Below are 21,503 nucleotides of genomic sequence, written 5' to 3' on the forward strand. Positions count from 1 at the left end.
TAAACAAAATGCACTCATAAATTTAACCTTTTTGGGAAATGTAATTGAAAACTATCACTTGTATGTTGCTCGCCATGGCGACGATGTTTGTCACATTTCCGGCTTATTCAGACTCGGTTAGAGAGACTAAATCACTTATCATTGCGATGAGTAATGACACTTATCCGTTTCAGTTTACCGATGAAAATAACCAGCCTAGTGGGCTGTTAGTTGATATCTGGTTGGAGTGGTCGAGGCAAACCAATACCAAAGTGGTGTTTAAACCGACTGACTGGGTAGACTCCGTCGAGAGTATTAAGCAGGGGACTGCGGACTTACATATAGGTATGGCAAAAACGGTTAGCAGAGAGCAAGAGTTTACTTTTTCCCCTAAAATCACCAGTGTAAATAGTTTCCTCTATGTCAATTACCAGTTACCTAAGGCACAAACATTAGCAGACCTTCGACCTTATAAAATTGGTGTAGTTGCCGGTGCTGCACAAATAGAGATTTTAAAGCAGCAAGAGCCTAACCTAACATTTCGATATTTTGAAAGTCGTACCGATTTACTTAAGGCCGTAATGACCGAAGAGGTGCTGGTATTTGTTGGCTTAGAAGGCTTTTTGCGAGAAAGCCAAATTAATAATGCCATATCGATAAAGTTTCCAATCGAAAACCGTAAGGCTATCTCTGAGTTGTCTTTTTATCCTACATTTAACAAAGCCAATCATGCGTTAGCGGCTAAAGTGGCGGATGGATTTGCTTTGATAAAACCTGAGCTTATTGAGCAGTATACTCATCAATGGCTAGGGGAGAAGCGCTATCAAAATGATATTGTTATCGCTATGCAAACTGGAGTAGGCCCTTATGCCGATATCGGCACAGATGGCTTGCCACATGGGTTGCTGGTGGATATCTGGAAACTATGGTCTGAGAAAACGGGATTACCGATCCGATTCGTCCCGGGGAGCATGAAACAGAGCATAGATAATGTAAAACGCGGTATTGCGGATGTGCAGTTAGGCTATCCAGAAAGCGAGACAATGCAAACAGGCCTAAATCATGCCCATAAGATATATAGCGTCACTAGCCGTTTATTTTCTTTTCAGACACCTTTACAAAACTTGGACGAATTAAAAGGTCAGGTTGTGGCGGTCTCGCCGACATCGCCATATTTACAGGAGCTAATTGATGCCCTTCCTGACACCAATATTCGATATTTCTCTTCTGTAGATGACATGATAGAAGCGGCAAAGCAGGGCGATGTCTCCGCCTTCGTTGCAGCGGGAGCATGGACACAACATTATCTATTACTCAATCAGAGTTGGGAGCTTTTTCATCAATATGCAGGCCTTGAATTTAAAACCAACTTATATGTGTTAAATCGAAGTGGCGATGTGGGGTTTTCAGAGCGTATCGCTGCTGGTTTTTTGCAAATGTCGAATGTCGAGTTAGCCGATATTGAACGAAAGTGGATGCTAAACCCAGAAGATAGAATATATAACAATCAGCAGATGCAGATAAACTTGACCGCCGAACAGCAGAATTTAGTCGAGGAATTAGGCAGCGTTAAAGTGGGTTTTTTACGAAACTGGCATCCCATGGAATTTATCGAAGAGGGTCAGTACGCCGGCATTAACAGTGATGTTATTGGTATTATTGGTGAGGAACTTGGCTTGAATATTGAGCCTATCGCGTTCGATGAGTGGCAAAGCCTGCTCGATGCGCTCGTCTCAGGCAGCGTTGATATGGCTGGCAGTGTCGCCATAACCCCTGAGCGTGAATACCAACTTGGCTTTTCAGATTCTTATTGGCCTTCACCTTGGGGATTAGTCACATCATTAAATAGCGTGAGTATTTTTAGTTTGAATGAGCTTACCGGTCAACGAATCGCCGTTATTGAAGGCTACCATATTGTTGGCGAATTAATGAGAAAGTATCCTAGCCTGAAATTAATCTTAGTGCCTGATATTGATGCGGGTTTAAGTGCTGTTAGTCAGGGTCAGGCTGATGTGTTTATTGATAAGGTCGTTAACCTGGGCAGTAATATACGAGGCGGTAAGTTTGCAAGTTTGAAGATGTCGATGTTAGTCGACTTTGCAGAACAGAGAAGTCATATCGGTGTGCACAATAGTAAAAAGGCCCTGCTGCCATTAGTCAATGCTGTTTTGGCTAACATTGATACAACGAGGCAACAGCAAATCCATCAAAAATGGGTGTCTCAGACGGTTGAGTTTGGCCGTGAAGAGTATGAAAATAGATTAAAGCTAGGTATTGTAGTCTTCGTTATTTTATCACTCGTTGTTATTGCTGCATTATTAGCTAATCGACGTTTACGCAAGGAAATAGCAAGACGCATCGATGCTGAGAATAAAATGGCACACTTTGCTAAACACGATAGTTTGACCCAGTTACCCAACCGGAGTTTGCTTGAAGATAGACTAGAGCAAGCGATTTTAATGCATAGAAGGGACACGGCACAGTTTGCGGTGATCTTTATCGACTTAGATGGCTTTAAGCAAGTGAATGACAGCTTGGGTCATCATGCTGGCGATGAGTACTTAGTGCATGTTAGCAAGGTTTTAATTAAAGGGATCCGCCGCTCGGATACCGTTGGCCGATTGGGCGGGGATGAGTTTGTTATCATTTTAAATGAAATTAAAGACTTTGAGTCGGTTGGCGATGTGGCTGATAATTTATTAAATAGTTTGTCAGAGCCATTTGTTATTAATCAGCAAGTCGTATCTGCATCGGCCAGTATTGGTGTTGCCATCTATCCAAACGATGGCGATTGCATTGATGCGCTATTAAAAACCGCGGACACACGGATGTATCGTGCAAAAAATGCGGGCGGCGGGGCATATAGAAGCTGCTAGTTTTGCTAAGATACGCTGAACTTATTAATTTTTAATTGAAATTGCTTGATAGTTAGCCGACTAGTCGAGAAGTTATTTGGAAAACGGCAATATTTCTCTATAATGCCGCTTTTGTCTTGTTTTGAACCAGAACCTCAAACATCGCTTTGCGGAATAAAGGAAGAGTTAAATGCGCAGTCATTATTGTGGAGACGTCAATAAGTCTCACGTAGGTCAAGAAGTGACCCTAGTGGGTTGGGTTAATCGCAGCCGAGATTTAGGCGGCGTTGTTTTTCTCGATCTTCGTGATAGAGAAGGCATCGTTCAGGTTGTTTATGATCCAGACCTTCCTGAAGTGTTTGATGTTGCAAGCACACTACGCAGCGAATTTTGTGTTCAGATTAAAGGCCTTGTAAGAGCAAGACCTGATAGCCAGATTAACGCAGATATGCGTACTGGTGAGATTGAGATTTTAGGTCTAGAGCTAACTGTTTTAAACAGCTCTGCGCCATTGCCAATCAACATGGACAAAAACCAGCACAACACTGAAGAGCAACGTCTTAAGTACCGTTACTTAGATTTGCGTCGCCCAGAAATGGCTGACCGTATAGTGTTCCGCTCTAAAGTGACCAGTGCTGTAAGACGCTTTTTAGATGGTAACGGTTTCTTAGATATTGAAACACCTATCTTAACTAAAGCGACACCAGAAGGTGCACGTGACTACTTAGTACCAAGTCGTACTTACAAAGGTCAATTTTTTGCACTGCCACAATCACCACAACTATTTAAGCAGTTGTTGATGATGTCTGGTTTTGACCGTTACTACCAAATCGTTAAGTGTTTCCGTGATGAAGACTTACGTGCTGACCGTCAGCCAGAATTTACTCAAATCGATATCGAAACGTCGTTCATGACCTCTACTCAGGTGATGGATAAGACTGAAGAGATGGTTCGTGGTTTATTCCAAGAGCTATTGAATGTTGATTTAGGCGAGTTTCCTAAAATGACATTTGAAGAAGCGATGCGTCGTTTCGGTTCAGATAAGCCCGATCTTCGTAACCCTCTTGAGCTTATTGATGTTGCAGACATCGTTAAAGAAGTCGAGTTTGCGGTATTTAACGGCCCAGCAAATGATCCAGAAGGTCGCGTTGCAGTACTAAGTATTCCTGGCGGCGCTAAGCTTTCACGCAAGCAATTAGATGAATACGCTAAGTATGCCACTATTTATGGCGCGAAAGGTCTAGCTTGGATGAAGGTTAATGATCTTGATAAAGGTATGGAAGGTATTCAATCTCCAGTCCTTAAGTTCCTAAGCGAAGATGTGGTTAAGGCCTTACTTGAGCGCACTGGCGCACAAACTGGCGATCTAATTCTATTTGGTGCAGATAAAGCCAATATCGTTGCAGAAGCGATGGGCGCACTGCGTCTAAAAGCGGGTGAAGATTTTGACTTGCTACAAGGCGAGTGGAAGCCACTTTGGGTTGTTGACTTCCCAATGTTTGAGCGCACATCTGATGGCGGGCTGCATGCAATGCACCACCCATTTACAGCCCCAAGTAACATGACTCCTGAAGAGCTAGAAGCGAATCCAATCGCTGCTATCTCTGATGCATACGACATGGTACTAAATGGCTGTGAGCTAGGTGGCGGTTCAGTTCGTATTCACGATAGCAAAATGCAGTCTGCGGTATTTAGAATTCTAGGTATTAATGACGAAGAAGCGAGCGAGAAGTTTGGCTTCTTACTTGAAGCATTGCGCTACGGTACACCACCACACGCGGGTCTAGCATTCGGTCTTGACCGTATCATCATGTTGATGACTGGTGCGAGCTCAATTCGTGATGTGATGGCATTCCCGAAAACAACGACAGCGGCTTGTCCGTTAACGAACGCGCCAGGATTTGCAAATCCGGTGCAGTTAGCTGAACTTGGCGTCAGTGTTGTAGAAGCAGAATCCAAAGAAGACACAAAAGACGCTGAATAATACAGCGTCATAAGAGCCGAGTTAAGACTCGGCTTTTTTTTCGATTAAATATACCCAAGCCACTTTAAAATAAAGACATTAATTCTAGAGTTACGAATACTAGAGTCACCAATACAAAAAGACACTAGCTACAAAAAACACTAATACAATTAACTAATGCTAAAAGCACTAATACTAAAGTCACTTTGTTGATCGTGAAATACATATGCGTCGTTGGGTGGAATAGGTTGTTTGGGTATAGGAATGAATTGAGGAGATAGACATGGCAGGACATAGTAAATGGGCAAACATTAAGCACCGCAAAGCGGCACAAGATGCAAAGCGCGGAAAATTGTTCACCAAGTTTATTCGAGAATTAACGGTTGCTGCCCGAGAAGGTGGTTCAGATCCTGATTCTAATCCACGCTTACGCGCAGCCATTGATAAATCGCTATCAAACAACATGACTCGCGACACTGTTGAACGGGCTATTAAGCGCGGAGCCGGTGAGCTTGATGGCCAAGTATTAGAAACAATTATCTACGAAGGTTATGGGCCTGGCGGCACTGCGGTGCTGGTGGAAACAATGACCGACAATAAGAACCGCACCGTGTCTGGTGTGCGCAATGCGTTTAGTAAGTCTGGCGGCAACTTAGGCACAGATGGCTCAGTCGCCTACCTTTTTGATAAAAAGGGGATCATCTCTTATGAAGGAGTCGATGAAGACACAATCATGGACGCCGCATTAGAAGCGGGTGCTGAAGATGTTGTGACCCATGAAGATGGCTCTATTGACGTACTGATGTCGCCTGAAGATTTTGGCCGCGTCAAAGATGCCCTCGATGCTGCAGGCTTAGAGTCAATTAATGCTGAAGTGACCATGGTTCCTTCAACCAAAGCGGACTTAGATGCGAGTACTGCGCCAAAGTTCTTACGCTTAATCGACAACTTAGAAGATCATGATGATGTACAAGAAGTTTATCATAACGCAGAAATTTCTGACGAAGTGATGGAAGGTCTGGAATAAAACCTATATGGCAATAATTTTAGGGGTCGATCCGGGATCCCGCATCACAGGTTACGGCGTCATTAAATGCGTCGGTCGACAGCAAGTTTATGTTGGCAGTGGTTGTATTCGAACGAGTTCTGATGAACTCCCTATTCGTTTGAAACAAATTTTTGATGGTTTGTCCGAGATTATTAGACAATACCAGCCTGACGAGTTTGCTATTGAGCGGGTGTTTATGGCAAAAAATGCCGATTCAGCGCTCAAACTCGGACAAGCTCGTGGCGCTGCAATCGTTGCGGCAACTGCAGCTAATTTACCTGTAGCCGAATATAGCGCAACTCAGATTAAAAGTGCAGTGGTCGGAACTGGCCGTGCGCAAAAATCACAAGTGCAGCACATGATCCAGCAATTACTGAAACTGCCCAGTGCGCCGCAAGCAGATGCGGCTGATGCGCTTGGTGTGGCAGTGTGTCATTATCATACTAGCCAAAGTTTGGCCGCCCTTAGCGGCAGAGCCAGTGTAAGAACATATGGACGATATAAATGATAGGTCGTATACGCGGATTATTAATTGAGAAACAAGCACCTGAGGTGCTAGTTGATGTCTCTGGAGTAGGGTATGAGATCCAAATGCCGCTCACCAGTTTTTTTGAGCTGCCTGAACTGGGTCAAGAAGCGGTTATTTATACTCACTTTATTGTAAGAGAAGATGCGCAGTTACTCTATGGTTTTGTATCTAAACAAGAAAGAAGTCTATTTAGATTATTGATTAAGGCAAACGGTGTCGGCCCTAAATTAGCATTAACAATTTTGTCGGGTATGACCGCGGGTGAATTTGTTGTCTGTGTTGAACGTGACGATATAGCCACACTGGTAAAATTACCGGGTGTGGGTAAGAAAACGGCAGAGCGCTTATTAGTTGAAATGCGCGATAAATTAAAGAGCTTGATGGAAGCTTCTGTAGGCTCAGAGCGTGAGTTTATGTTGCAATCGAATTACAAGGCGCCAGTAGTGGTCAATACAGCAGAAGAGGACGCTATCGCAGCATTACTGTCTTTGGGTTATAAACCTGCACAGGCGAGTAAAGCGGTGTCATCGGTTTATACCGATGGCATGAGTTCAGAGACGCTGATTAAATCTGCATTGAAATCGATGCTTTAAGGAATATAGATGATTGAAGCTGACCGACTCATACAACCCAATATAATAGAGCGCGATGAAATTGAAGCGGTTGATCGTGCGATGCGGCCTAAGATGTTGGATGAGTATACTGGGCAAGATGATACTCGTGCACAATTAAAAATCTTTATTGAAGCGGCTCAAAAACGCGGCGAAGCGTTAGATCATATGTTGATTTACGGCCCACCAGGACTCGGTAAAACGACATTGGCGATGATTGTTGCCAATGAAATGGGCGTGAATATCAAGTCAACCTCTGGACCCGTACTTGAAAAAGCAGGCGACTTAGCAGCATTGCTGACAAACCTTGAGCCAAATGATGTGTTATTTATCGATGAAATCCACCGTTTAAGCCCCGTCGTAGAAGAGATTTTATATCCAGCAATGGAAGATTATCAGCTGGATATCATGATAGGTGAAGGCCCCGCTGCGCGTTCGATTAAATTAGACTTACCGCCTTTTACCTTAGTTGGCGCGACAACACGAGCAGGCGCGTTAACCTCGCCGTTAAGAGCACGATTTGGCATTCCGCTAAGGCTTGAGTTTTATAACGTCAAAGATCTGTCCAGTATCGTGGCACGCTCAGCGAAAGTCATGGATCTTGACATCGACGACGAAGGCGCTGTAGAAATTGCGCGACGCTCCCGTGGTACGCCGCGTATTGCCAATCGTTTACTTAGACGAGTTCGAGATTTTGCCGAGGTTAAACATAGCGGTGATGTCACTAAAGTGATTGCAGAAGCTGCGCTGGACATGTTAGATGTCGATGCTGAAGGTTTTGACTATATGGACAGAAAACTGTTGTTGGCGATTATCGACAAATTTATGGGGGGGCCTGTTGGCCTAGATAACCTCGCTGCAGCCATTGGCGAAGAGCGAGAAACCATTGAGGATGTCCTTGAACCATTCCTTATCCAGCAAGGCTTTATACAAAGAACGCCAAGAGGCAGAATCGCAACACCAAGAGCTTATAACCACTTTAATATCATTAAACCTGATGCTTAAAGCAATCGGTTTGTGATGTTATCAAGCTTAAGCGGCACTGAGCACTGAGCATAGAGCATAGAGCATAGTGCATAGTGCATAGTGCATAGTGCATAGAGCATAGCGTAAGAGGAGCAAAGATTGTTGCTCCTCAAAAACTCCTATACCTGTAATGTTGTACCGGTAAATCAGTACCAGTAAATAGTTTTGTCTTGCACGTTAGTCTGTTTCAATCCAGAAGGCTTAAGTGGTACACACTATTATCGGCCTGTTTCGCCTAGTTTCTTTCTATCAACTGCCTCACTTTCTCTTACCATCCTCATCATTTATCACCTGCTAGGTGAATTCCTGTATCCAGTGACTAACACCAAATATCCAACATCCAACATCATAAGACTAAGCTTCATCCGCAAACGGCGTACCAAGATGCGAACTCTATTTGTACTGAATTTGTACTGAGCAGGGATCAATGAGACTGAGGTTTCAAAGTGTGATTTGATTGCGTTGCCTTGTGAATATCAGGTATTTAGAATTGTTACATATATTCACATTATCTCAATTGTGTGCAATTTGATGCTGAACAAGAGCTGAGTACTAACCTAGATTGACTAGGAAAAACATGAGCAACTTCTAAAAAATCGCATTAACCCACCTGTACTTACTAAAGATATCACCTTAAAAGTGTGACGTGCGTCACACTTAATGGTATCCGCTGTGTTGCCGAATGGTTACGCGCATTTTGGAGTGTTCCTCTGTATATCCATTATATTCCAGCTGATTGTACTGCTGCGTGACGAATGTCACATTGTAAAATAGGTGTGTGAAAAATTAACGTTACCTTTATTGCTATTTTTTTTAACAGAATATAGCGAATGGTTAATGAATTGCTGGATTGACGGCATAAACGTGAAATTGCAGTATCCATATCAACGTCAGGAATAACAAATGACGTATATATAAAAATAATTAGGTTTAGGGAGTACTACATAATGAACAGACCATCTAAATTGGCCTCTGCGATTAAGTTTGGTTTAATCGCTTCGGTTTCTACCAGCGCATTTACCGTATCAAATACAGCCTTTGCTGAAGAAGCTGGTGCCGATGTAGAACGCATTGCAGTTACCGGCTCCCGTATTCAACGTCAAGACATGGAAACAGCATCTCCTGTGACTGTGATTAATGCTGCTGAAATTCGTGCTGAAGGTTTTACAACTGTTGATGAGTTACTTCAAGCGCAAACATCTATGGCGGGTGCTGCAGTTGGTTCAAGCACAAACAATGGAGCAGGCGGCGTAGCACAGGTTGATCTACGTGGTATGGGCTCGCAACGTACACTAGTATTGTTGAACGGCCGTCGTATGGTGAATTCTGGTTCAGGTGCCGATAGTGCTGTTGATCTTAACGCTATCCCTGTCGCAATGATTGCCCGCGTAGAAATTTTAAAAGATGGCGCATCTGCAGTTTACGGTTCAGACGCGATTGCTGGTGTTGTTAACATCATCACCAAGAAAGATTTTGAAGGTTTTCAAGTTGATGTCCAAGGCGGCATGACCGATAAGAGTGACGGTGAAAACGGTGAGATAAGCGCACTTTACGGTTTCAATACCGATACTGGTAACTACACATTTGGTGCCGCATATTCTGAGCGTAAAGGTGTCATCCAGTCAGACCGTGACTGGACAGATCCAGGTGCAAGCTCATTTATTCCAAATGGCTCTTTAGGCGGTAAGGTTAAAGATAAAGATGGCAACTGGGTCGCTCGTGAAGAAGGTTACGACTATACCCAAGACAGTTTTTATCAGACTCCAAGTAAGCGTTACAGCTTATTCGCTAACATGACCCAAGAGCTAACTGATGACATCGTAATGACCGGTGATATTTTATACACCAAGCGAAAGTCAAACCAACAGTTAGCGCCTCAACCAGCAAATCTAGATCTAAATGTATGTGGTTCAGGCTACGAAATTGAAGATGGAGCGGAAGATCCAGGTTGCATGAATCTAACCGATGAGATGGTTGCTGGTGGAATTGTTGCTAATGATAAAGGTCAAGTTAACTACAGAAAGCGTATGAACGACGTAGGCCCCCGTGTCTACACTCAAGATACAGATACATGGCGTGTTTCAGCTGGCCTTGAAGGCTCGTTAGATATCAATACTGGCATGAACTGGGATGCGTCTTATACCTACGGTAACAACAAAGCGGATACCGCAGTAGAGAACTCAATCAACGCTAACTTGATGGCTGATGCTATCTATGCTGATCAAGATCCTTGGATGACGGGTCAGCCTATGACCGACCAAGAACTGCTAAACAGTGTTTCATATGATCAAGAATCTGATGGTGGTAACGAGCAGCATGTGTTCTCTGCAGGTCTTAATGGCGAGCTATTTGACCTAGACGCAGGTGCTGTTGCATTTGCCATCGGTGCAGAATACCGCTATGAGAGTGGCTATTTCAATCCAGACCCAATTGTTGTTGCCGGTGAAAGTACTGCCGCGCAGCAAGATCCAACTGATGGTAGCTACAACGTTATCTCTGTATTCCAAGAAGTGAGCGTACCGTTTACTGATAAGCTAACCGGTGAGTTCGCACTACGCTTTGATGATTACTCAACATTTGGTAACGCATCGACTTGGAAGATTGGTCTTACTTATGCCGCAACTGATGACTTAATGCTTCGTACTGTAGCTGCAACAGGTTTCCGTGCGCCAAGTGTTAGCGAGCTATATGGTGGTAACTCAGGTTCATTCGATTACCTAAAAGATCCATGGGAGCAAGAGCAAGACCCACAGATTTTAGTTAACCGTACATCTGATGAAGATCTACAGCCTGAAGAGTCTGAATCTTACACTGCTGGTTTAGTTTACTCGCCAAGCTATGTTGAAGGATTGTCGCTAACTCTTGATTACTGGCGCTTTAAAGTCAAAAACGCGATTACCCGCCTTGATACGCAAGCAGGTCTAAACGAGTGTCATGCTTATCAAACTGCAGGTCAGGGGGATGGTAAAGCGTGTGAAACCTTTAACATTGGCGCAAATGGTGATTTGACTAACCTGACTAACTCACTAACGAACGTTGGATTCCAGGACACGAGCGGTCTTGACTTTAACCTAGCGTATAATTTTGAAGCGTTGAACCTTGACTGGGTAGTTAGCAACGATACCACTTACTTGCTGAACTTTGAGCAAGACGGTATTGATTATACTGGTACAATCGACGGTAACTTCGGTGCTTATTCTGAAATTCGTAACAACTTCAGTATTAAAGCGGGCCAAGACGATTGGAGTGTAATGTACTTTAACCGTTATATCGGTGAAATGGATGACTTAGGAAACGGTGAAAAAGTTGATTCAGTTCTTTATCACAACCTATCAGCATCATACTTCATCAACGATGCTTGGATGTTAACGGCAGGTGTTAAGAACTTTACTGATGAAGAGCCATCAAAAGTCTCTAACGGCAGTGACGGCGGTACAGTACCTGAAGTATACGACGTTATCGGTCGTACATTCTTTGCTGGTGTAACCATGAACTTCTAAATAGCACTCGCTATTTGATCTAAAAAAAGCGCCGAAAGGCGCTTTTTTATTGTCATAAATACCGCTTAACCTAAACCTTTCTGCGCTGAACTCATCTGAATAAATTCAATCTTATAGCCGTCAGGATCTTCTACAAACGCAATTTCAGTACTGCCGCCAGCAACAGGGCCTGCAGGCCTAATGACTTTTCCGCCAGCTGCGCGAATCGCTTCACAGCGAGCATAGATATCCTCTTCACCAATCGCAATATGGCCAAATGCATTACCGTGATCGTAAGTTTCAGTGCCCCAGTTATAAGTTAACTCTATAACCGCGCTACCTGTAGACTCGTCGTCATAGCCGACAAAAGCCAAGGTGTACTTATATTCGCTGTTTTCGCTTTGTCTGAGTAATTTCATGCCTAAAATGTTGGTGTAAAATTCAATACTGCGATCTAGATTTCCTACGCGAAGCATGGTGTGTAGTAATTGTGCCATTTTATGTCCTAGGGTTAAGGTTTTTATGTTCCAAGTATATCGGTTATTATTGAGTTCTAAAAAGGTGATTAAATACTTTTTAGAAATATTGAGCGAGATCAATTTTTTTAGTCAGTATCTAGATCACAAAACGTTTAAATTAGACTGAGAAAGTCTCATTTTTCTTATATTATGCAAATAGACAATTAAGGAGATTTTGATGCAAACCGAACTAAAAATGTCGCTTGCTCTAAGCGCGATTATTGCAGTGACTTTATCTATTTTCTTCATCTGCATGTTCTAAGATATTGAATTAAAAAAGCCGCATATAGCGGCTTTTTTGTTTTAAACTTTTATTTTTAATCAGTGTTATAGAACGTATTCTTACTCTTCTGGGTAGACTTTATCTTTAAATTCACACAGATCTTCAATTATACAACTTCCACAGCGTGGTTTACGCGCAATACATGTATAACGTCCATGCAGAATAAGCCAGTGGTGCACATCGACTTTAAATTCAGCTGGGACCACTTTTAACAGCTTTTTCTCAACCTCAACTACGTTCTTACCCATAGCAAACTTAGTGCGATTCGAAACCCTATCAATATGGGTGTCTACAGCGATGGTAGGCCAGCCAAAAGCAGTATTAAGTACAACATTAGCCGTTTTTCTGCCAACGCCAGGAAGCGATTCTAGTGCTTCTCTGTCTTCAGGCACTTCGCCATTGTATTTTTCGACCAGTATTTCACAGGCCTTAACCACGTTAATCGCTTTGTTGTTATACAAGCCGATAGTTTTTATGTACGGTTTAAGCCCTTCAACACCTAAATCAGCAATGGCTTTGGCGGTATTGGCAACGGGAAACAGTTTGTCAGTGGCTTTGTTGACACTGACATCGGTGGCCTGAGCGGATAATGTAACTGCAACTAGCAGTTCAAATGGGCTTGAGAAGTTGAGTTCAGTTTCTGGGTGGGGGTTATTGGCTCGTAACCGTTCCAGAATTAAGCGACGTTTTTCAGCGTTCATTATCCATTATCCGTAATAATTGTTGTTATTATCTCGTTTGTAAGCGCCGTTACTATCAAGTGCAGACACTACATTTATACTAAATCTCGTTTTATCAATACTCGTAATATCGATATTTGTAATATTAGGGCTAACTGACTTTGGTGATCCGAGCACGAGTTGGGGCTTCTGGCTCTGTTTGAGGTTGCTTAGATGCCAAGTGTTGGTCGATGACATTTTTAAGTGCAATCAATAATCCCATACCAATAAATGCCCCTGGTGGTAACATTGCTAATAAGAAGCTGGTATCTACCTGCCAAATTTGAATAGTTAATGATTTAGCCCATTCACCTAACAACTGATCTGCACCATAAAATAGCGTGCCTTGACCTAAGATCTCGCGACTTGCGCCTAATATGCAAAGAACAAGTGTAAAACCTAGCCCCATCATTAATCCATCAAATGCAGATTTCGCTACGTTATTACGCGAGGCAAATGCCTCGGCGCGGCCAATAATGACGCAATTAGTAACGATAAGCGGTAAGAAAATACCTAACGATAGATATAGCCCATAGGCATAGGCATTGATCAGTAACTGCACTGTGGTAACAAGAGCGGCAATTATCATCACAAAAACAGGAATACGGATCTCTTTAGGGACAAAATCACGTACAAGAGAAACGAGGATATTAGAGCCTATTAGTACTAACATCGTCGCTAACCCCAGGCCTAAGGCATTGGTCAACGTTGCGGTTACCGCAAGTAGGGGGCAAAGCCCTAATAATTGAACCAGTCCTGGGTTATTTTTCCACAGGCCTTGTCTGGCGAGTTCTTTGTAATCACTCATTTCCAACCTCACAATTAGCTGGCGCTGATAACAGTTGTGCTTTATGGGCATTAAAATACTGCACGGCTTTTTTGACGGCTTTAACATAAGCGCGCGGCGTAATGGTTGCACCGGTAAATTGATCTATCTCACCGCCATCTTTTTTGACATTCCAACGCTTGTCTTTGTCTGATAATAGCTGCAATCCGTCGAATGATTTTACCCATTCAGACTTCCTCAGCTCTATCTTGTCACCAAGCCCTGGTGTTTCCTGGTGAGAGAGAGTTCGTACCCCTAGCACTTCACCTGTATGACTAATGCCAATAATAATTCGAATATTTCCGTTATAGCCATCTGGGGCAATGGCTTCGATAGCGATCGCCACACCTTGATCGTTTTTAGTCGCGATATAAGCGGGTAGGGCATCACTTGTTCCTAAGAATTCAGCGGACTTGAGCAAAATACAATGTGCCGTGAGTTCATTATCGTGGATTTCATCAGGAACGATTTGATGTAACACTCGAGCGAGTTCAATTTGCTCTTGCTGCTTAATTTTATCAAAGGTAAATTGGTTGACAACAGCCACTAGCCCAGTACATAGAAGAGCAAATAGACCGAGTAATAAACCGTTTTTTAACATAGATTTTTTCAAAGTAAACTCTCTTTATACTCAGTTGCCAGTACGGTGGCCATAGGTGCGAGGTTTGACGTAGTAGTCAATAAATGGTGCACAAAGGTTAGCGAGTAGTACGGCAAAAGCAAAAGCATCGGGGTAGCCGCCAAAGGTTCGAATCACATAAACGAGCACGCCAATAAGCGCACCGAAAATGAGTCTGCCACGTACACTTGTCGCAGCAGTGACTGGATCGGTCGCAATAAAAAATGCGGCAATCATGGTGGCACCAGAAAACAGCTGCATCAATGGCCCTACATGCGTGTCGGGACTTAACAGATAGCCAAAACTGCTGCAGACAAAGAGTGAGCCTAAAATAGCCACACTGATATGCCAACGGATCACCTTTAGTTTTAACATCACTAAACCGCCAGCAAGATAGGCCATATTGACCCAGAACCAACCGACCCCAAAGCCGTCAAAGAATACCGATTTCCCAAGGCTTTCAGACATGGTTAAGCCAAGCGCTAAATCTGTTTTTACCGTGTCAAGCGGCGTTGCCATCGCAAGACCATCAAAACCTAGCTTATAAACATTTAACTGCTCTGCAGACATAGAGCCAAAAATAGCTTGCAGGGTTAGCCCTAAATCCATAGGGTTTTGCGCAATAGCGGTTGGGATTGACCAACTTGTCATCTGCACAGGAAATGAGATTAGCAGCATGACATAGGCAGCCATAGCGGGGTTGAAAATATTTTGCCCAAGGCCACCATAGAGCTGTTTAACAAGAACAATAGCAAATAAAGTGCCGATGACGACGATCCACCAAGGTGCAATAGATGGAATTGCAACACCAATTAACACTGCGGTTAATACAGCGCTATTATCACTAATCGTCGGGAGTACGGCTCTTTTTCGCAAGTTTAATACAGCGGCTTCAGCAGCGAGTGCAACTACGACTGCCAACATCACTTGGATTAACACGCCCCAGCCAAAGAAATAACACTGGGTCGCAATACCCGGTAGCGCACATAAAATCACTCGGCGCATTACGGTCTGGGTTTGTAGCTGTACCTTTAAATGAGGTGATGAGGCTAACTTAAACGCCATGGTTTATTCCTTTTCCTGCAATTGTGCTTGAGCTTTTTTGGCTTTTGCCTTCGCAATAGTGGCGGCAATACGCTCTTTTTTACGTTGTTCAGGCGTCATATCTTGTTGCTTTTCTTGAACTGTTGCGGGCTTAGTATCAACATCTCCCTCCATAACAGTCTCTGGTGTATTTGTTACTTGCTGGATTTCTGCCTCAAGCATTGCCAGCGGTTCTGCCGCATTTAAAGCCGTCTTCTTCGCTTTAGCGCGAGCGATGGCAGCGGCAATTTTTGCCTTTTTGTCATCCTTGGCACCAGTATCTGCGACAAAGGGCATATCACTTTCGACCGTGGCAGCAACATCAGCAGTGGCTTCAGAGCCCTGAGCTGAGCCAGAGTTCAAGCTAGAACCTAAGTCAGAGTCTGAGCCAGTATCCGATTGAGCGGCTTTTCTCGCTTTAGCGCGAGCGATGGCAGCGGCAATTTTTGCCTTTTTGTCATCCTTGGCACCAGTATCTGCGACAACAGGAACGTCACTTTCTACAGGGGAAGCGGCAACATCAGCAGTCGCTTCAGAGCCCTGAGCTGAGCCAGAGTTCAAGCTAGAACCTAAGTCAGAGCCAGAGCCAGTATCTGTTTGTGCGGCTTTCCTCGCTTTAGCGCGAGCGACGGCAGCGGCAATTTTTGCCTTTTTGTCATCGTTGCCACCTGTAACAGCGACAGAGGACGCATCACTTTCGTCAGTGGCAATAGTACTCGCCTGAGAGCTAGAATCTGATTGTGCGGCTTTCTTCGCTTTAGCGCGCGCTATCGCGGCTGCAACTTGGGCCTGCTTGTCGTTTAATAAACGCGAGGACCCATCTTGTGACTCATTTTGTGACTCTGCTGATACCGATGTGTCAGAGCTTGGTTTGTCTTTTTTAGCTTTAGCACGGGCTATAGCCGCAGCCACCTGCGCTTTTTTATCGATTAACGTTTTGTCTTCAGCCAACGCTTTGTCATCGACTGGCGTTGAGGTACTGGCTTGCATTGTTTCTGCAGCCTTTTTGGCTTTTATTCGTGCCATAGCTTCCGCTACTGCATTCTTGTCTGTATTCGTCATCCCACCTTTGCGTCGCTCGGCCGCTTCTTTTGCCTTGGCTTCACGGGCTAACTTTTCTTCTTCTAAGCGTTGTAATCTCGCTTCGAAACGTTGCTTAGCAAAATCAGCTTGTTTCTTTTCTTCGGTTTGAGTACGTAATGCGGACTTTGCAACACGGTAATATTCGACCAGTGGAATATCGCTTGGGCATACAAAGCTGCAGCAACCGCATTCGATACAATCATGCAGGTTAAAACTGGCTGCCTTGTCATATTCTTCGGCTTTGGCGTGCCAGAATAGTTGTTGCGGTAATAAAAGAGCGGGGCAGGCAACTGCGCACTCTCCACAGCGAATACAAGGTTTTTCTACCGCGTCATCTGCTATCTCTTCATTACTTGGAAGAAGGATGCAGTTGGTTCCCTTTAAAACAGGAGCCTGTACGTTAGGTAATGCGTGCCCCATCATAGGACCGCCAATAATAATTTTATCGCTATCTAAGTCGCCATTAAAACCCAGTGAGTCAAGAATGTGCTTTATCGGCGTACCCACTGGTATCCAATAGTTACCTGGCGTTTGGCTATTAAGTCCGGTTACGGTCACCACTCGGCTGGTTAGCGCATGGCCATTAATGACGGCATCATGAATAGCATAAGCAGTACCGACATTCTGCACCAACATACCGAGCTGGGCAGGAATAGCACCTGATGGTACTTCTTGGCCAGTTAGAATTTGAATTAACTGTTTTTCACCACCGGATGGATACTTGGTGGGAACGGAAGTGATTCTGGTGCTATCTGTTGCCATCGTGCTGCGATTAAGCGCATGTTGCATCGCCTCGATAGCCTCAGGTTTATTATCTTCAATAGCGATAATAATCCGTTTAGGTTTAAGAAGCTTTTCGATAATAGTAATGCCAGAAAAGATCTCATCACTATGCTCGCGCATTAAACGGTCATCGGAAGTGATGTAAGGTTCGCATTCAATACCATTGATAATAACGAGTTCAATCTCACTTGCCGGGCTCAGCTTGATATGAGTGGGGAATGCGGCGCCGCCAAGACCTGCGATACCAGCCTGTTGGATTTTGTGCAGGATCTGTTGATTTGTTAGCTTATCGGGTTCGGCTGAGGTTACCTCAACTGCTGCGTCTAGGCCATCAGCTTCGATAATACAGCTCAGAACACTAATACCGGATGCATGATTACTTGGCATTGGCTTAATATCTGTGACAGTACCAGAAGTCGGTGCATGCACAGGACTGTACGCAAAGCTGGTTCCTGTGGTCAGAGGTTGACCTTTTAAGACTCGATCGCCAACCTTGATGGCCAAGAGTGCACTGTCACCAACTTGGGTTAGTGGCAAAATGTATTGGCTGGCGAGTGGCAGTTGTCCAATAGGGCTGGTGTTAGATAATATTTTCAACTCTGGAGGATGAACGCCACCATGTGAGCGCCAAAGCGTACCTTTATCAATTTGCTCTAATAAAGTTAACACGGCTTATCCTCTTGCAACTGTTTTACGGGGATCGCATTAAGCTGCCAATCCCAAGTTTTGGTCGTTTGTTCTACTGGTAGCATGTCAATACAATCAACAGGGCAAGGTGCAACGCATAGATCGCAACCTGTGCAATAGTCTGTAATGACGGTATGCATTAACTTGCCAGAGCCAAGAATGGCATCGACAGGACAAGCTTGAATACACTTAGTACAGCCAATACACTCCTCTTCACGGATGTAGGCAACTTTTTTTACTTGCACTTCATTAGTCGCGTTGAGAGGCTCAGGATCGACACCCATTAAGTCGGCAAGTTTCTCCATGGTGGCCGTTCCACCCGGCGGACACTTATTGATTTTATCCCCATTAGCGATGGCTTCAGCATAAGGGCGGCAGCCAGGGTAACCACATTGGCCGCATTGTGTTTGAGGCAATAATGCTTCGACTTGATCTGTAAGCGGGTTACCTTCAACTTTGAATTTTTCAGCGGCAAATCCCAGTAGAACACCAAAGACTAGCGCGAGTATTGTTAGTACAACAATAGCGATGACAATACCTGACATGTTTATTTAACCAACCCTGTGAATCCCATAAAGGCGAGGGACATAAGTCCTGCTGTGACCATTGCGATTGCGCCCCCCTTGAACGGTGTCGGGACATCGGCAGCGGCAAGGCGTTCTCTCATGGCTGAGAAAAGAACCAATACCAGTGAAAAGCCCACAGCTGCGCCGAATCCAAAAATAGCAGATTCAATAAAGCCATGTTTTTCATTGATATTAAGCAGAGCAACACCGAGAACTGCACAGTTTGTAGTGATAAGCGGTAAGTAAATGCCTAACGCTCGATGCAAAGACGCACTGGTTTTTTGCACTAACATCTCGGTGAACTGTACGACCACAGCGATCACTAAAATAAAGCTCATAGTGCGCAAATAGCCTAAGTCAAAAGGCAGCAAAAGGTACTGATTGACTAAGTAACTCAGTATTGAGGCCAAGGTTAGTACAAAAGTGGTCGCCATTGACATGCCAATGGCTGACTCAAGTTTGCTAGACACACCCATAAATGGGCATAAACCAAGAAATTTTACTAATACGAAATTATTGACTAGCACAGTGCCAATCAATAAAAGGAGATATTCACTCATCTCGAATCAATTTTGTTAGACAGAATTACAGCTATTATCGGCTTTTCCTTAGGTATTAACAACACATAGAAAGCAAGGTTAAAAAGTTTGCCTTATAAATAACCAATATCAAGCTTGCTCTTTCATATCCTCGCCCTGCATAAATGGGGTGGGTTTGGCAATATAGTAGCCCTGTAAGCCATCGATGAGCAGTTGCTCCATGATCAATTTGTCTTCTTGTTTCTCTACACCGGTCGCTATTACTCGAATGCTGAGCTTTCGAGCAATATCAATAATCATTTTTACAAAGAACTTATTATGCTGGTCTTGGCTGATCCCTTGGGTATAACTATGATCTAATTTAATAAAGTCAGGGCGGACCTCTTTAAAGAATTTAAATGAGGTAAAGCCTAAACCAAAGCGCTCAATCGATATCCGTGAGCCAACACTGTGCAGTTCATTGATAAAGTGATAGGTCGCACTCAAGTTTGTTTGCATTCCTGATTCGTTAACTTCAAACACCAATCGTGCTGCAATTTGCCTCTGTCTACTCAAGATGGTTTTTAGCCAAGAAACAAAGGCTTTATTGGTGGCTGATGCTGCACTGATGTTGATGCCGATAAGTCCACTAAGGTTAGGATGAGTAAGCAGTATGCGCATGGTATTAAGGACGACGAGTTTATCTATCTCTTCGCTCATACCGTGGCGCTCAGCCATTGCTATAACGGTTGTCGTAGGTAAAAGTTTACCTTGGCTATTATAAAATCGTGATAGTAACTCTCGGTAAGATTCGACATCGTTTCTACATGGGCGTATAGCTTGTATGTAAAATTTAATTGCTTTGCGTCGTAATAGGTCATTAATAGCCACTTTCCAGCGACTCTCACCAAAAAGCTCGCCACCGGTTAATTTTTCTTGAAGATGATAACAGTTAGGGCCTAAGGTTTGTGCAATACTAACAGCCGTGTCAGCGAGGGTCATTAAAGACACTGGGTCGCTATCTTGAAGATAGGGCACTAAACCAATATGACCAATAGATGGTGTTCCAAGTTGTTGTTGATATTCTTTAAATGCCGTCTTGAGTATTTCTGCTAATTCGGTGGCTTGTTTAATGCCTACATCGGCAATCACGATAGCAAAATCGGCAGTAGCGATCCGATAAAACTGTGCTTGTGGATTATCACTCAACGCCCGCCTGATCTCGTCTGCTATACGAGCAAGATAATCATCACCAGCTTCTCTTCCATGCATCTGATTCATTGAGGCGAGCTCTGTGGCTCTAATAACGACCAATATACCGAGCTCTTTACGTTCGGGTTTACAGATTTCATCAAGTTTTTCAGTAAAACGGGCCCGAGTGCCAAAACCGGTAATGGGGTCTTGAAAGGCCGTTTTGCATAATTGTTCATGAGCTTCATGAAATTCATCGATTCTGGCTTTTAACTGCTGTTTACTTTTGTCCAGCGTTAATCCGACGCTTTTAAATTCACCTTTTATACGGGATTGCTCGATGGCATTGAAAGAAAGTTTAGCTAAATTGTCAATATGGCTGCAAATATAGGCGATCGTTTTTTTCTGTCTTATGCTCAACAGTAAATGAGTCAAACTAATTAGTAAAAACGTCCCCCAAATAATAATGAGGTGATGCGTAAACTGGGTCACGGTGTTGTCTATCGGAGTCACATTTGACAGTTTTACCTGCAGTCGCCCAGCATCAAGCGCCTGAGTGTAAGCAGAATCAATAGCGAATAATTGAGTTAGATCGGTTTTCTCCTTAAGCACGAGTTGGCCCTTGGTGAAATTATTACTGCTATCTGATTTGTCGATATATTGAAAAAATTGGAAGCTAAATTGTTGTTTTAGCAAGTTGTAGAGTGTTTGACCGTTTCCTTGCCACTGTTTGTGTTGCTTAATGCTAGTGGCATATTGCTCGAGGGTTATGTGAGTCTGGGCCATTAAGCTTTGTTTTTCATGTTGATAACTAAAAAAGCTAAGCGCTAAAAAAAGTAAAACTAAAAACAACTGGAAAAGTTTAGAGGTTGTCATAAAGAATCCATTCAACGCGATCAATAACTCGTAATAGTTTGAGTTATACAGGTTTAGTTGAAAGCATTATAAACAGATTTGCAGATTTATTGCAGTGGATTTATTTGGGAGTTTTAAAGTGTTGAAAACTGAGTGGTGAAGAAAGAGTGCTGAAAAAATAGAGTTGAAGCAAGAGGTGAAAAGGTTGGCTCCCCAGACTGGACTCGAACCAGTGACATACGGATTAACAGTCCGCCGTTCTACCAACTGAACTACAGGGGA

16 protein-coding genes and 1 tRNA gene are annotated in these 21,503 nt (G+C 43.6%); 7 read left to right on the top strand and 10 right to left on the bottom strand.

Annotated elements, in window-relative coordinates; genetic code table 11:
• Positions 1 to 44 precede the first annotated feature (44 nt).
• The 7 genes from ACVBIU_RS17340 to ACVBIU_RS17370 all read left to right on the top strand — a co-directional run bounded on the left by ACVBIU_RS17340 (position 45) and on the right by ACVBIU_RS17370 (position 11,511).
• Entirely contained in the window at positions 45 to 2,855 is a 2,811-nt protein-coding gene (locus ACVBIU_RS17340) for a transporter substrate-binding domain-containing protein (protein ID WP_447164392.1), read from the top strand.
• 169 nt (positions 2,856 to 3,024) lie between these two features.
• Positions 3,025 to 4,818: an aspartate--tRNA ligase gene (gene aspS / locus ACVBIU_RS17345; RefSeq protein WP_447159830.1), complete on the top strand. Its 1,794-nt coding sequence runs from the start codon at positions 3,025 to 3,027 to the stop codon at positions 4,816 to 4,818.
• A 262-nt stretch (positions 4,819 to 5,080) separates the two neighbouring features.
• On the top strand, positions 5,081 to 5,824 hold the full coding sequence (locus ACVBIU_RS17350; RefSeq protein WP_447159829.1) for a YebC/PmpR family DNA-binding transcriptional regulator: 744 nt from the start codon (positions 5,081 to 5,083) through the stop codon (positions 5,822 to 5,824).
• A 7-nt stretch (positions 5,825 to 5,831) separates the two neighbouring features.
• Positions 5,832 to 6,353: a crossover junction endodeoxyribonuclease RuvC gene (gene ruvC / locus ACVBIU_RS17355; protein WP_447159828.1), complete on the top strand. Its 522-nt coding sequence runs from the start codon at positions 5,832 to 5,834 to the stop codon at positions 6,351 to 6,353.
• A complete protein-coding gene (gene ruvA, locus ACVBIU_RS17360; RefSeq protein ID WP_447159827.1) occupies positions 6,350 to 6,967 on the top strand; it encodes a Holliday junction branch migration protein RuvA in 618 nt (205 codons plus the stop codon). Before ruvC ends, ruvA begins: the two co-directional genes overlap by 4 nt.
• A gap of 9 nt (positions 6,968 to 6,976) precedes the next feature.
• On the top strand, positions 6,977 to 7,990 hold the full coding sequence (gene ruvB, locus ACVBIU_RS17365; RefSeq protein WP_447159826.1) for a Holliday junction branch migration DNA helicase RuvB: 1,014 nt from the start codon (positions 6,977 to 6,979) through the stop codon (positions 7,988 to 7,990).
• Positions 7,991 to 8,958: 968 nt separating this feature from the next.
• Complete coding sequence (locus tag ACVBIU_RS17370; RefSeq protein WP_447164391.1) at positions 8,959 to 11,511, top strand: TonB-dependent receptor; 2,553 nt, start codon at positions 8,959 to 8,961, stop codon at positions 11,509 to 11,511.
• A gap of 65 nt (positions 11,512 to 11,576) precedes the next feature.
• Here ACVBIU_RS17370 and gloA read toward each other — a convergent pair whose 3' ends face one another.
• The 10 genes from gloA to ACVBIU_RS17420 all read right to left on the bottom strand — a co-directional run bounded on the left by gloA (position 11,577) and on the right by ACVBIU_RS17420 (position 21,503).
• Positions 11,577 to 11,987 carry a lactoylglutathione lyase gene (gloA, locus tag ACVBIU_RS17375; protein WP_447159824.1) on the bottom strand — a complete coding sequence of 137 codons (411 nt, stop codon included), beginning with the start codon at positions 11,985 to 11,987 and terminating at the stop codon, positions 11,577 to 11,579.
• Positions 11,988 to 12,350: 363 nt separating this feature from the next.
• Positions 12,351 to 12,992 carry an endonuclease III gene (gene nth / locus ACVBIU_RS17380; protein WP_447159823.1) on the bottom strand — a complete coding sequence of 214 codons (642 nt, stop codon included), beginning with the start codon at positions 12,990 to 12,992 and terminating at the stop codon, positions 12,351 to 12,353.
• Between the two features lie 130 nt (positions 12,993 to 13,122).
• On the bottom strand, positions 13,123 to 13,818 hold the full coding sequence (locus ACVBIU_RS17385) for an electron transport complex subunit E (protein ID WP_447159822.1): 696 nt from the start codon (positions 13,816 to 13,818) through the stop codon (positions 13,123 to 13,125).
• The gene (gene rsxG / locus ACVBIU_RS17390; RefSeq protein WP_447164390.1) at positions 13,811 to 14,449 is read right to left on the bottom strand and encodes an electron transport complex subunit RsxG; all 639 of its coding nucleotides are present in this window, start codon (positions 14,447 to 14,449) and stop codon (positions 13,811 to 13,813) included. Before rsxG ends, ACVBIU_RS17385 begins: the two co-directional genes overlap by 8 nt.
• 18 nt (positions 14,450 to 14,467) lie before the next feature.
• Positions 14,468 to 15,520: an electron transport complex subunit RsxD gene (rsxD, locus tag ACVBIU_RS17395; RefSeq protein WP_447164389.1), complete on the bottom strand. Its 1,053-nt coding sequence runs from the start codon at positions 15,518 to 15,520 to the stop codon at positions 14,468 to 14,470.
• Between the two features lie 3 nt (positions 15,521 to 15,523).
• Complete coding sequence (gene rsxC, locus ACVBIU_RS17400) at positions 15,524 to 18,073, bottom strand: electron transport complex subunit RsxC (protein WP_447164388.1); 2,550 nt, start codon at positions 18,071 to 18,073, stop codon at positions 15,524 to 15,526.
• Positions 18,067 to 18,636 carry an electron transport complex subunit RsxB gene (gene rsxB, locus ACVBIU_RS17405; protein WP_447159818.1) on the bottom strand — a complete coding sequence of 190 codons (570 nt, stop codon included), beginning with the start codon at positions 18,634 to 18,636 and terminating at the stop codon, positions 18,067 to 18,069. Before rsxB ends, rsxC begins: the two co-directional genes overlap by 7 nt.
• A 2-nt stretch (positions 18,637 to 18,638) precedes the next feature.
• Positions 18,639 to 19,217 carry an electron transport complex subunit RsxA gene (gene rsxA, locus ACVBIU_RS17410; protein ID WP_012277028.1) on the bottom strand — a complete coding sequence of 193 codons (579 nt, stop codon included), beginning with the start codon at positions 19,215 to 19,217 and terminating at the stop codon, positions 18,639 to 18,641.
• A 108-nt stretch (positions 19,218 to 19,325) separates the two neighbouring features.
• Positions 19,326 to 21,242: an EAL domain-containing protein gene (locus tag ACVBIU_RS17415; protein ID WP_447164387.1), complete on the bottom strand. Its 1,917-nt coding sequence runs from the start codon at positions 21,240 to 21,242 to the stop codon at positions 19,326 to 19,328.
• A gap of 185 nt (positions 21,243 to 21,427) precedes the next feature.
• Positions 21,428 to 21,503 (bottom strand) — tRNA-Asn (locus tag ACVBIU_RS17420).

This window comes from Shewanella sp. 30m-14 (genome assembly GCF_052977125.1).

What these genes read in the sequence shown, in the direction of transcription:
- aspS (WP_447159830.1), top strand. Translation starts at nt 3,025, where the DNA reads ATGCGCAGTCATTATTGTGGAGACGTCAATAAGTCTCACGTAGGTCAA.
- ACVBIU_RS17350 (WP_447159829.1), top strand. Translation starts at nt 5,081, where the DNA reads ATGGCAGGACATAGTAAATGGGCAAACATTAAGCACCGCAAAGCGGCA.
- ruvC (WP_447159828.1), top strand. Translation starts at nt 5,832, where the DNA reads ATGGCAATAATTTTAGGGGTCGATCCGGGATCCCGCATCACAGGTTAC.
- ruvA (WP_447159827.1), top strand. Translation starts at nt 6,350, where the DNA reads ATGATAGGTCGTATACGCGGATTATTAATTGAGAAACAAGCACCTGAG.
- ruvB (WP_447159826.1), top strand. Translation starts at nt 6,977, where the DNA reads ATGATTGAAGCTGACCGACTCATACAACCCAATATAATAGAGCGCGAT.
- ACVBIU_RS17370 (WP_447164391.1), top strand. Translation starts at nt 8,959, where the DNA reads ATGAACAGACCATCTAAATTGGCCTCTGCGATTAAGTTTGGTTTAATC.
- gloA (WP_447159824.1), bottom strand. Translation starts at nt 11,987, where the DNA reads ATGGCACAATTACTACACACCATGCTTCGCGTAGGAAATCTAGATCGC.
- nth (WP_447159823.1), bottom strand. Translation starts at nt 12,992, where the DNA reads ATGAACGCTGAAAAACGTCGCTTAATTCTGGAACGGTTACGAGCCAAT.
- ACVBIU_RS17385 (WP_447159822.1), bottom strand. Translation starts at nt 13,818, where the DNA reads ATGAGTGATTACAAAGAACTCGCCAGACAAGGCCTGTGGAAAAATAAC.
- rsxD (WP_447164389.1), bottom strand. Translation starts at nt 15,520, where the DNA reads ATGGCGTTTAAGTTAGCCTCATCACCTCATTTAAAGGTACAGCTACAA.
- rsxB (WP_447159818.1), bottom strand. Translation starts at nt 18,636, where the DNA reads ATGTCAGGTATTGTCATCGCTATTGTTGTACTAACAATACTCGCGCTA.
- rsxA (WP_012277028.1), bottom strand. Translation starts at nt 19,217, where the DNA reads ATGAGTGAATATCTCCTTTTATTGATTGGCACTGTGCTAGTCAATAAT.
- ACVBIU_RS17415 (WP_447164387.1), bottom strand. Translation starts at nt 21,242, where the DNA reads ATGACAACCTCTAAACTTTTCCAGTTGTTTTTAGTTTTACTTTTTTTA.